This window comes from Sulfuricella sp., from assembly GCF_035531155.1.
Classification (GTDB): Bacteria; Pseudomonadota; Gammaproteobacteria; order Burkholderiales; family Sulfuricellaceae; genus Sulfuricella.
The window spans coordinates 61,842-73,683 of the sequence record NZ_DATKTK010000069.1; the positions used below are offsets into that span (position 1 = coordinate 61,842).

Below are 11,842 nucleotides of genomic sequence, written 5' to 3' on the forward strand. Positions count from 1 at the left end.
GACCATGACCTCACGCAACCAGCAGCTTTTCGAGAAATCACTCCAGTTCATCCCCGGCGGCGTCAATTCTCCGGTGCGGGCTTTCGGTTCGGTCGGCGGCACCCCGCTGTTTTTCAAGCGCGGCGCAGGCGCCACCGTCTGGGACGAAGACGGCCAGGCGTATATCGATTACGTCGGTTCCTGGGGACCGATGATCCTCGGCCACGCCCACCCCGAGGTGGTCAAGGCGGTGCAGGAAACCGCCGCCAATGGCTTGAGTTTCGGCGCGCCCACCGCGCTTGAGCTGGAAATGGCCGAGACTTTGTGCTCACTGCTGCCCAGCATGGATCAGGTGCGCCTGGTCAGCTCCGGCACCGAGGCCACCATGAGCGCCATCCGCCTGGCGCGGGGCCACACCGGCCGCTCCAAGATCATCAAGTTCGAAGGCTGTTACCACGGCCACGCCGACTCGCTGCTGGTCAAGGCCGGCTCTGGCGCACTCACCTTCGGCCAACCCAGCTCCAGCGGGGTGCCGGCAGAAACCGCGGCGCATACCCTGGTACTGGCCTACAACGACAGCGCAGCACTGGCGGAAACCTTCAGGAAAATCGGCAACGAAATTGCTGCGGTGATCGTCGAGCCGGTTGCCGGCAACATGAACCTGGTCGCGCCCAAGCCCGAGTTCCTCAAGGCGCTGCGCGAACTGTGCACCCAACATGGTAGCGTGCTGATCTTCGACGAAGTGATGACCGGCTTCCGCGTCGGGCCGAAGTGCGCCCAGGGACTGTTCGGCATCGTTCCCGACCTGACCACGCTCGGCAAGGTGATCGGTGGCGGCATGCCAGTCGGGGCGTTCGGCGGCCGTCGTGACATCATGCAGAAGCTCGCTCCGCTCGGCCCCGTCTACCAGGCCGGCACCCTGTCCGGCAACCCGGTGGCGGTGGCGGCCGGGCTGACTACGCTCAGGCTGGTGCAGGCACAGGGCTTCTACGACAAACTGGCCGCAGCAACCCGCAAGCTGATCGATGGCTTGACCGCAGCGGCCAATAAGCATGGGGTGACTTTTTCGGCTCAGTCCGTTGGTGGCATGTTCGGCGTCTACTTCCGCGCCACGCCCCCGACCAGCTATGCCGAAGTGATGGAATGCGACAAGACCGCCTTCAACCATTTCTTCCACGCCATGCTGGGAAAAGGCATCTACCTTGCACCTTCCGCATTCGAGGCAGGATTCGTTTCCGCTGCTCACACCGACGTGGAAATCGGGAAAACCTTGCAGGCCGCAGACGAAGTTTTTGGGGAAATGTCCCGGCGGTGACAGTTCAGGCTTTCTGATCGCCTCTATGCATGGCCGCTCTGCTTATAAATCGGTGCAGCAGCGGCCATCGCCAGACACCAGGCGGCAAACGCCACCCACACCATGATGCGGGAAATTCACGGCAAGGGTTGAAAGTCTGCCCTCCAGCCCGAGCCGGAGACCGGCTTAGAGGCACTTGCCGAGCTGAACAACCCTGCTCCAGAGTAGGGTATGGAATCAGGCAGAGGGTTAGCCGGATTGTGACATAACCCCCTTGAATTCAAACTCTGCACGCCACACATAGCCTATCTGACTATAGTATTTTACCCTCGAACTCCGATACAATTAAACTTAGTCTAAATTGAGGAATGCACCATGCGTCCGGCCCAACTTTCCACCATCCTGGATCGCGAATTTCTGAGCGCCCGGGAAGGGCATCACACCCCCGTCATGCTATGGGGGCCACCGGGCGTGGGCAAATCCCAGATCATCGCCCAGGTTGCTGCACGCCACGGGGTGCCGATGATCGACATCCGCCTGTCGCAAATGGAGCCCTCCGACCTGCGCGGCATCCCGTTTAGAATCGATGATCGCGTTGAATGGGCCATCCCCTCGATGCTGCCCGATGCCAAAAGGCACGGCCTGCAAGGCATCCTGTTTCTGGATGAAATCACCTCGGCACCGCCCAGCGTTTCCGCCGCTGCCTATCAACTGATTCTCGACCGCCGCCTGGGTGCCTACCAGATCCCGGAAGGCTGGGCCATCTTCGCCGCCGGCAACCGCCAGGGCGATCGCGGCGTCACCTATACCATGCCGGCGCCGCTGGCCAACCGTTTTTCCCATTTCGAGGTCGAGGCCAATCTCGACGACTGGGTCGCCTGGGCCTACGCCAACCACATCGATGAACGCCTGATCGGTTTTCTGCGCTTCCGTCCCGAATTGCTGTTCGATTTCAACCCGGCGCACAACCCGGTTGCCTTCCCCAGCCCGCGTTCCTGGGAATTTGCCCACCGCGCCCTGCAAAAATTCGGTGACCACCCCGAGCTATTGCTGCCCACTCTGCAAGCTTGCGTCGGACCGGCAGCCGGACTCGAACTCAACGCCTTCATCGAGAACCTCGACCGCATGCCGGACCTGGATGCGATCCTGCGTGGCGAGGAAGTCGCCGTGCCGCGCGAAGTGGACCTGCAATACGCCGTCGCCTCGGCCCTGGTGGGGCGCGCCATTCGCGCCAAGGGCAGCGCCGATGCCCGCGCTATTCATGGCCACATCCTCGACTACGCCAGCCGTTTTCCGCTCAAGGAAATGGGCATCATGCTGGTGTCAGACATGCACCGCGCCATCGGCCAGCCTTTGTTCGCCGTGCCGCAGTTCGCCAAGTGGGCGAACGCGGTGGCCGATTTGATGCTGTACGAGATGTGATTTTGAAAAAAACCATTCACCACGAATTACACGAATGTTCACGAATTAACACGAATGAAACACCCCTCAACATCGGTTCATTCGTGTTAATTCGTGGCCTTTATTCGTGTAATTCGTGGTTATTGCTTTTCCCTCGTGGTTAACCATTCATGGCAGAAATCGAAACCAAGCTGGCTGCCGCCCGCACCCGGCTGATCCTGGACAAACCCTTTCTCGGCGCCCTCGCCCTGCGCCTGCCGATGGTCGCCGCCAACCCGAAGTGGTGCCGCACTACCGCCACGGATGCCCGCAACTTCTACTATAACCCGGAATACATCGCAGCACTGAGCCTGGACGAGACCCAGTTCGTACTGGCGCACGAAGCGCTGCACTGCGCGCTGTCCCACTTCGCGCGGCGCCAGCATCGCATCAAGCAGCGCTGGGATGTCGCCTGCGACTTCGCCATCAATCCCCTGCTGATCAAGGATGGCCTCAAGGCACCGCCCGGCGCCCTGGTTCTGGATCTTTACGAGGGCATGACCGCCGAAGAGATCTACCCCTGCATAGCCGAGAACAACACCGATGAACCGATGGATCAACACATCTATGACGGCGAGGACATAGACCCGACCAGCAGCGGCCAGCAAAAGGGGGACGAGCAGCGCGAAGGCGGCCAGGGTCAGCAATCCGATCAGCAGAACCAGTCCCAGTCCGGCGGCAGTTCGCAGGGCCAACAGAAGGACGACCAATCTGGCGGCGCCCCTCAACCCAAGCCGCTGACTGCGGCGGAACGTGAAGGCCTTGCCTCACAGTGGCAGCAGCGCCTAGCAGGAGCTGCCCAGCAGGCGCAGCAGGCCGGCAAACTGGGCGGACTGCTGGCGCGCATGGTGGGCGAACTGATGCAGCCAAAGCTGCCCTGGCGCATGCTGCTGGCCCGCTACATGACCCAGGTTGCCCGGGATGATTACAGCTATATGCGTCCTTCGCGCCGCGAGGGGCAGATGATCCTGCCCTCCCTGAGGAGCACCCAGGCTGATATCGTGGTCGTGCTCGACACCAGCGGCTCGGTCAACAGCGAGGAGTTGAACGAGTTTCTGGCCGAGATCGACACGCTCAAAGGCCAGTTGCGTGCCCGGGTCACCCTGCATGCCTGCGACACCGCCCTGGCCGAAGGAGGTCCGTGGGTCTTCGAACCCTGGGAGGAATTCAAGCTGCCCAGGGAATTTCAGGGTGGGGGTGGCACCGACTTCCGGCCGGTATTCGAATGGGTCGAGCAACAGGGGCGAACGCCCGACATGTTGCTGTATTTTACCGACGCCGAGGGCGACTTCCCCCGATCAGAACCTCATTACCCCGTCATCTGGCTGGTCAAAGGCAAGGCGCCGGTGCCATGGGGACAACGCATTCAGTTGAATTGAAAAACTTTACCGCGGAGGCGCAGAGGCGCAGAGAAAAAACCATATGTTAAGGCTTAAAGCATCATCACCAGTCGGGTGAAGCAGCAGTTTTCAGTAAAAACATGGTTCCTCTGCGCCTCCGCGCCTCTGCGGTTCAATTGAGTTTTTAAGGTTTATCTATGTCCGAACTGACACCCGAAGACGCCCTGCGTCTCAACGTACTGCTCGCCGGAGAAATCCAGGCCATCCGCATCGATGAAGCCAACATGACGGTGCTCGGCCTGTCCCCGCGCGGCGAAGCTGCGGTCAAATTGCATCCGGTCGGGCGCAGCGACCAGTACCTGCGCCGGGTGCGCGAACTGCTCGCGGGCCACGCCATCGGCTCGCCGGGCGGCTATCCGGTCTATATCCAGCGCTGGACGCGCATGGGGCAGGCGCGCGACAAGGGACTGGACCGCCTGCTGCTGCTCGGCGAACCCGAGGCGGTAGTGTCAGTCGCCTATTCCAACGGCCTCACCGACGAACTGGCGCGTTGCGCCTGGTGGGCCATGCCGACCGCCGACAACGCCCGGCGCATGCTGGAGAGGGAATGCGTCGTACAAGGGCAAATGGGCAAAATTCTGGCGGATTACCTGATCGAACATCTGCCCTTCGAAAACGAACCCCATATCATCATCGACACCGTGCGGATCGTGCTCCAGCCCGGGTTGACCGATGCTGCTGCCCGACAGCGCCTGTGGAAGAAGGCGGCCTACGACAATGCCTACTACATCGGCTTTCTCGAGCGAATGCCGGACGATCTGCCGGAACAGCGCACGCCACGCTCCGATTGGGAGGCCCAGCGGGCAAAACTGACACCGCTAATCGAGCAGGGCAATACTTACGCCCGCCAGCTGGAACGACTGCTATCCGGGTCGGGGCAAGCCTTCCTCCAGACTAGCGAGGAAGTGTTGCGTCGCCCGGAAAACCAGGATGTAGTCGTCGCCCTGTTGAACGCGGTGGCAGCCTATTTCTCAGCGGTGCGGCCGGAGTTCGGCCACCATGAAAGCTCGGTCGAGGCTGCCCTTGCCCATGCCGAAGCACTCTGCGCCGGTCACGAACAGCTGGTGAAAATACGGGAACTGCTCAACACGGTGCCGGAGTTGGCAGAAGAAATACGGGCGATGGTTGCACTGGCCGGCATGGGCGCAGAAGTAGCGACACCGGTGCTGGCGCTTACCACCGCCTCCGGCACCTTGATGCGCAAAAAGCTGGAACCCGTGATCAACCCCATCCTGCAGCTGTTTGCCGCACTCCGAGGCCAGCCTTTCACAGCCACCACCCCGAGGCGGCGGCGCTAATTCCGGGAATAAATCACTGCCTGGCGGCGCTGCGCTCCGGCATGGACAGCCGGGACATATAATCCACCACCGCTTCCATGTCCGCATCGGTGTAATTCTGCACCACCTTCACCATCTTGGGGTTGGCGTTCCTGCGCTTGCCGTCGCGGATATTCGCGATCTGGCGCAGCATGTACTTGTAATGCTGCCCCGCCAGGACAGGGTAAAACTTCTTCTCGTTGCCCTCGCCGTTTTCGCCGTGGCAAACTTGGCAGTCGTTCTTGTACAGCTCCTTGCCGCGCGCCAGGCTGGTGCCCGGACCCTTGCCGTTGTCGTGCGGAATTTTCATGTTCTGCAGGTAAATGGCGACGTCGGCGATTTCCTGCACGTCGATGATATGCTTGCCGGCGAACGGGAACATCTTCGGGTTTTCTCTGCGGCCATCGCGCACGTCGGCCATCTGCTTGATCAGCACGGTGGCGTGCTGGCCCGCCAGCTGCGGATAGGTGCCGTCCGGCAGCCCGGCGCCGTTCGGCTTGTGGCAGCCCTGGCAAACACGGTAGGCATTGCGGCCGCGCTCGGTATCACCCTTCAATTTGAGAATTTCGGCCTTTTCGCCGGCCGGTTCATTCCAGATATAGTCCTTGGATTCGATCCCCGGCGCCTTGGGCTGCTGGGGCACGCCGGCCAGAGCAGGGACTGACTGTGCCACAGTCAAAGCCAGCGCGAGGAAGCAAAGTTTTTTCATTATTGATTTCCTTGTATACCATTCCGCACGGGCTCTTGTCCTATACGACCCGAAGGGGGTGTTCCAGCCTATTTTAATTGGACGCCAGCAAGATATTCCGCCACGGCCTTCATTTCCTGCTCCGTCATTTTAGCCGTGACGGACTGCATCGCCAGCCCCTTGTCGTTATCGCGCTCGCCGGTATTGAAACGCTTCAGCTGCAAAAAAGTGTACTCGGTATGCTGTCCGGCGAGGTGGGGGAAAAAACCATAACCGGAGGCATCCGGCTCGTGGCAGCCGGCACAGGCCGGCACGCCGGCATCCGGGTTGCCGTCCATGTAAATCTTTTTCCCCTGGGCCACCAGGGCAGGGTTCTTGACCACGCCGGGCTTGGCTTTCTGGCCTGCATAATAGAGAGAAAGGTTGGCCATGTCATCGGGCGTCAGGTTCGCCACCATGCCAGCCATGATCTCGTTTTTGCGCTTGCCCGCCTTGAAATCCTTGAGCTGCTTGAGGAGGTACTCGGGCTGCTTGCCCGCCAGCTTGGGAAATTCAGGGTTGGTCGGCTCGGTGCCGTTGCCATCGACGCCATGGCAGGCCAGGCAGACTTGGGAGGCGATCTGCTTGCCCTTTTCCGGGTCACCCTTGAGGGGGGCCGCTGCCGCGACGCAGGAGACTGCCGCCCCCGCCAGCATTGCTGTCATCACCACGAATTGCTTCACGCTTCATCTCCTTGATACATGGCACTCCGGCCTGCCGCATATTCGCGGTTTGCTTGATTTCCAAGGCAAACGATTAAATATGTAGATTCAATGCACGTACTTTAACGTGCGTGCAGACAAAGCATGTTGACATATGTCAACCAAGTTACTTTTGTTTCCTATAATGTCCCGTAGGAATGCAAGCCGGAAAGAAACATGTTTACGCCGAGAAACGCAAACGCCGTGACCACCAGCCCCACCACTGCCCACCATGCCAGCAGCGCGCCGCGCAAGCCTTTCACCAGCCGCATATGGAGCCAGGCAGCGTAATTCAGCCAGACGATCAGCGCCCAGGTTTCCTTCGGGTCCCACGACCAGTAGCCGCCCCAGGCTTCCGCCGCCCACATCGCGCCGAGAATGGTGGCGATGGTGAAGAAAGCGAAACCGATCGCGATCGCCTTGTACATCACATCGTCGAGCACTTCCAGCGCCGGCAGGCGGCTCGCCAGCAGGCCTTTGTGCACCAGCAGGTAAGCCACCCCCACCATGGCAGCCAAGGCGAATGCCCCGTAGCCGACGAAGTTGGCGGGCACATGGATTTTCATCCAGTAGGATTGCAGAGCCGGCACCAAGGGCTGAATGTGATGCGCTTCGCGGCCAAAGGTGTACCACAGCAGGAAGGCGACCGCGGCGCTGATGACCGGCAGCACGAAAGCGCCGAGCTGGCGGTTCTGATAGTACTGCTCGTAGTACAGGTAAAGCAGCGCGGTGATGATGGAAAACAGAATGAACACTTCATACAGGTTGCTGAGCGGGATGTGGCCGACATCGGCGCCGATCAGGTAGGACTCGTACCAGCGCACCATCAGGCCGATCAGCCCCATCGCTGCGGCGCTCCAGGTAATGCCGGCGGAAACGCGGTTGGCGAAGTCGGAGCGCGTCGCCAGGCCGAGCCAGTAGCCTGCCGTGGCCATGACGAACAGCGCGCTCATCCACATGATGGCGGACTGGCTGGCGAACAGGTATTTCAGCCAGAACGACTGGCCGGCGCGGGCCAGTTCGCCGTGATACTGGCTGACGCCGAACAGGGAGAGCGCCGCGACCACGGGCAACAGAACGCGTATCGGCTTCCAGAACCAGCCCAGGCCGATGAACGAGGCGGCCGTCAGGAACAGGATGCCTTGCTCGTAGGCGTCCATATCGCTGCCGTACAGGCTGTAGGCATAGACGCTGCCTGCCACCAGGGCCGCGGAATAAACCCAGTCGAACCCGCTCAGGCCACGGAAAAAAGCGGGGCGCCGATAACCCCCTTGTATCGCTTCCATCGTTATCCTTTCAGCAACTCGGCCAGGTTTTGCTTGTGCCGGTTGAATTCATTCTCGAAATCCAGGGTCTTGCGGTTGCTCGACATGGCAAACAGCACTTCACCCGGTTGCCCCTGATGCTCCGGTTTGACCAGCAGCCAGATGCGGCGTTCCCGGATATAGAACATCGCGAATACGCCCAGGATCAGCAGCACCGAGCCGGTATAGACGATGTTTTTGCCGGGTGAACGGGTCAATTGCAGGCCGCTGGCCTGTACTTCCTCATAGCCGGTCAGTTGCAGGTAGACGGGCCCGCCATAGGCGTAACTGTCATTGATCGCATTCAGGCTGTCGCGCACGAATTGCAGCGTTTGCGCGTTGACCGGTGCGGGCTTAAGTCCAGCCCGCTCGCGCGACATCTGATAGGCCCCGAGCAGGGCGTGCTCCAGCACCTTGAGATAGGTTGCGGCCGCCTTTTCCTGCTCGGCCTTCGCCACCGAGCTCTCGATGAGTTTGGCGAGCGCATCGAAACCACCATGGGCGAATAGGTCCACCACTTTCACCGTGCTCTCCGTCAGCTTCGCACGCAACGCCTCGTTGCCCGCCTCCTCCCGCATCGCCTCCGCCGCAAACCGGCGCGCGATTTGTGGGTAAAGCGACGGGTCGAACAGCATTGCGCGCAAACGCATATACCCCTCGATCCCGTCATTTTCATCCACCGGGAAGCGCAGGTAACGGAACGGCTCGTTGGGCGCACTACGCACCCCGCTCACCAGATAGCGGACACCGTCGATCGCCAGCGGCTGCATGTAGTTGTGGTACTCCCGGGCTTGGCCCTGGGCATCGCGAATTTTGTACTGGTAGCTGGGTCCGACGTTGTGCACCCGCTTCCTGGGCGCCGAAGAGGCCGCCTCGCCGAGCACGCGAGAGGCCTTCTGCCAGAAATCCGGCGACCTCCCTTCAGGCGCCGGCTCTTCGCCGGTGTCCTGGACATTGAACACCTTGAACTCGGTAATTTCGACGGAATACTGCGCCTCGCCGTTGGCAAGACTGGAGCTCTGACTCACCACGCCGTTGAAGGGAAAGGGGGTGGCGGTCGGCGCAAACAGGTTCCAGCCATTCATGGAAAGCTTCGAGCCGCCATCGCCGAAGCTCGCCTGATAGATGGCGACGCCTTTGTAGATGATGGGGTGATTCACCGACACGGTGCCCTCGAACGCCTTATCGGAATCCCGGTCGGCAATGACGATGTCGCTTTCGAAGGATTTCGGCTGGCCGGTAGCGTAGTGTTCGATACGGAATTTCTTGAGGCGGATGCGGAAGGGCAAATCCTGCACCAGATAGCCGTCGGCAACATTCAGGTAAACGACGTCCGCCGCCCCCCCTTCCGGAATCGAAATGCTGCCGCGAAACGAGAGATTGGCCGGGGAAAGGCGGCTGAGCGCGGGAACCCGGTCAACCGGCAGATCGCGGGTTTCGATTTTCTTGTAGCCCAGCAGCTCTTGCACCTTGAGCGGGATGTTTCCGTCGATCAGGCCGCCGAGGCAAATAATCACGATGGCGCCGTGGGTCAGGATGTAGCCCAGGCGATTGTAGCTGCCGGCCTTGGCGGCGATCAGCACGGACTGTGCGTCTTCGACACCGAGCTTGAAACGGTAGCCCTGGCCGGACAAATACCCGGTCAAGCGCTGCCGCATTGCGGCGGGCGCCATTTCCGCCGGGAACGTAGCCTGATGGACGAAACCGCGCAGTGAAGATTCGGCGGCATGCTCCCGGAAGGAGCGGATTTCGTGCAGCATGCGCGGCACCTGCCGGTAGATGCAGGCGCTGACGGAAAGCACCAGAAAGGTCAGGATGCCGAGGAACCAGCTGGCATGATAGACGTCGTACAGCCCCAGCACCGCGAAGGCTTTGAACCAGAAGGGGCCCAGCTCGATCAGGTAATTCGAATAGGGCTCATTCTGCTTCAACACCGTGCCGATGACCGAGGCAATCGCCAGCACGGTCAGCAGGCTGATGGCGAACCGCATTGAACTCAACAGCTCATAAACGGCTCTGGAAAACGGTGTGCGCATTGCTTGCATGGGTATTCTCAACTGACAAAAAAGGGTGACTTGCGCCACCCTTTCTCTTATTGCCGTCTGATTTTGATCAGAGAATCAATTTAGTGCAGCCCGGTAATATATTCCGCCACGGCTTTCATGTCCTTGTCGGACATTTTCATGGCGACCATCTGCATCATATTGCCAGGGTCGTTGGCGCGCTCGCCGGTGCGGAAATTCTTCAGCTGGGTTTCGATATATTCGCCATGCTGGCCGGCCAAGCGAGGGAACATCGTCGGGATGCCGGAACCAGCAGGGCCGTGGCAGCCGCTACAGGCCGGCACGCCCATCGCAGCCACACCACCACGATAGATTTTTTCACCTTGCGTTGCCAGCGCCTTGTCCTTGGCGGCGGCCGGCGCCTGCTTTTGCCCGCCAAAATAGGCCGCCAGGTTCTTCATGTCTTCCGGAGTAAGGGCCGCGACCATCCCCGTCATGATTGGATTCTTGCGTTCGCCCGATTTGAAGTTAGCCAGCTGCTTGTTAAGGTAATCAGGATGCTGGGATGCCAGTTTCGGATTGGCCGCAACCGGGCTATTGCCATCCGCACCATGACACGCAATGCAGACTGTATTGACGATCTGCTGAGCCTTCGCCGGGTCAGCCTTGGCTACCGTTTCCGCGTTTACCCCTGATGCGGCCATCAACCCGACAACCGCTGCCATCACCATGGCTTGTTTCATTGCTTGCTCCTTAAAAACCGTTGTATGGATTTACTAAAAATAACTTGGCATTCTATATCAAATTTGCCTTATCATGCCAGACTGAAAAAGGAACAACATGGCATTATTTCAAGAAGCACAGTTTTTTATCTCGGCGGACAAGCTCACCGACCTGCCGCCGCCCAGCGGCATCGAGATTGCCTTTGCGGGCCGCTCCAACTCGGGGAAATCCAGCGCAATCAACACTCTGGCCAACCGCAACCGCCTCGCATTTGTCAGCAAAACGCCGGGGCGCACCCAGTTGATCAATTTTTTCAGCCTCGGTAACGACCGCTTTCTGGTCGACCTTCCCGGCTACGGCTACGCCAAGGTGCCCGAGGCCATGCGCGTGCATTGGCAGAGCGTGCTGAGCCGCTACCTGATGGAGCGGGAATCTCTATACGGGCTGGTGCTGATTATGGATGCCCGCCACCCGCTCACCCCGCTGGATCACCAAATGCTCAACTGGTTTATCCCCACCTGCAAACCGGTGCATGTCCTGCTCACCAAGGCGGACAAGCTCAGCAAGCAGCAAGCCACGACCACTCTGCGCGCCGTTCGGGCGGAACTCGAGCGCACTTACCCAAACTGCACGGTTCAACTTTTTTCCAGCTTGAAACGGACCGGCCTCGACGAAGCGGAAGCGATGATAGGAAAATGGCTGTCCGCCTCCCAGGAGGATGCGGGGGCCGTTGTTGCGCATTGACGCAATCTGGCGACATTGATAATCTTTGGGGAAAAAAAACCCCCGGGTAAAGGGGAGTAAACCCGGGGGGACAAAACGCCTTAAAGGGGATTAAGGCACCCGCTCAGGGAGGAAAAGCGGGGGACGAAAGGGTTATCGTCCACTTGCTCAGAGTGGAATGGCTTGAATAAAGTTCCGCGCTTAACCCGGGTGTTTCATAGATTCGCGTGAT

General features: G+C 60.0%; 10 protein-coding genes. 5 read left to right on the forward strand and 5 right to left on the reverse strand.

The features are described from left to right. Positions 1-4 precede the first annotated feature (4 nt). From hemL to VMV64_RS16165, 4 genes are all read left to right on the forward strand, one after another. Complete coding sequence (gene hemL, locus VMV64_RS16150) at positions 5-1,294, forward strand: glutamate-1-semialdehyde 2,1-aminomutase (protein WP_325332191.1); 1,290 nt, start codon at positions 5-7, stop codon at positions 1,292-1,294. A gap of 354 nt (positions 1,295-1,648) precedes the next feature. After that, complete coding sequence (locus tag VMV64_RS16155; RefSeq protein WP_325332193.1) at positions 1,649-2,695, forward strand: MoxR family ATPase; 1,047 nt, start codon at positions 1,649-1,651, stop codon at positions 2,693-2,695. Between the two features lie 149 nt (positions 2,696-2,844). Then, positions 2,845-4,092 carry a DUF2201 family putative metallopeptidase gene (locus tag VMV64_RS16160; protein ID WP_325332195.1) on the forward strand — a complete coding sequence of 416 codons (1,248 nt, stop codon included), beginning with the start codon at positions 2,845-2,847 and terminating at the stop codon, positions 4,090-4,092. Between the two features lie 158 nt (positions 4,093-4,250). Next, complete coding sequence (locus VMV64_RS16165; protein WP_325332197.1) at positions 4,251-5,411, forward strand: hypothetical protein; 1,161 nt, start codon at positions 4,251-4,253, stop codon at positions 5,409-5,411. Positions 5,412-5,424: 13 nt separating this feature from the next. Here VMV64_RS16165 and VMV64_RS16170 read toward each other — a convergent pair whose 3' ends face one another. From VMV64_RS16170 to VMV64_RS16190, 5 genes are all read right to left on the reverse strand, one after another. Next, positions 5,425-6,138, reverse strand: coding sequence for a c-type cytochrome (locus VMV64_RS16170; protein ID WP_325332199.1), 714 nt, complete (start codon positions 6,136-6,138; stop codon positions 5,425-5,427). A 68-nt stretch (positions 6,139-6,206) separates the two neighbouring features. Next, the gene (locus VMV64_RS16175; RefSeq protein ID WP_325332201.1) at positions 6,207-6,839 is read right to left on the reverse strand and encodes a c-type cytochrome; all 633 of its coding nucleotides are present in this window, start codon (positions 6,837-6,839) and stop codon (positions 6,207-6,209) included. A gap of 158 nt (positions 6,840-6,997) precedes the next feature. Next, positions 6,998-8,143 (reverse strand): c-type cytochrome biogenesis protein CcsB, encoded by a 1,146-nt coding sequence (gene ccsB, locus VMV64_RS16180; RefSeq protein ID WP_325332203.1) that lies wholly within the window; start codon positions 8,141-8,143, stop codon positions 6,998-7,000. A gap of 2 nt (positions 8,144-8,145) precedes the next feature. After that, positions 8,146-10,206, reverse strand: a complete 2,061-nt coding sequence (locus VMV64_RS16185) for a cytochrome c biogenesis protein ResB (RefSeq protein WP_325332205.1) — start codon at positions 10,204-10,206, stop codon at positions 8,146-8,148. An 80-nt stretch (positions 10,207-10,286) separates the two neighbouring features. After that, on the reverse strand, positions 10,287-10,907 hold the full coding sequence (locus VMV64_RS16190; protein WP_325332207.1) for a c-type cytochrome: 621 nt from the start codon (positions 10,905-10,907) through the stop codon (positions 10,287-10,289). A gap of 97 nt (positions 10,908-11,004) precedes the next feature. Between VMV64_RS16190 and yihA the strand changes: the two genes are divergently transcribed. After that, positions 11,005-11,631 (forward strand): ribosome biogenesis GTP-binding protein YihA/YsxC, encoded by a 627-nt coding sequence (gene yihA / locus VMV64_RS16195; protein ID WP_325332209.1) that lies wholly within the window; start codon positions 11,005-11,007, stop codon positions 11,629-11,631. The last annotated feature ends 211 nt before the right edge of the window (positions 11,632-11,842 follow it).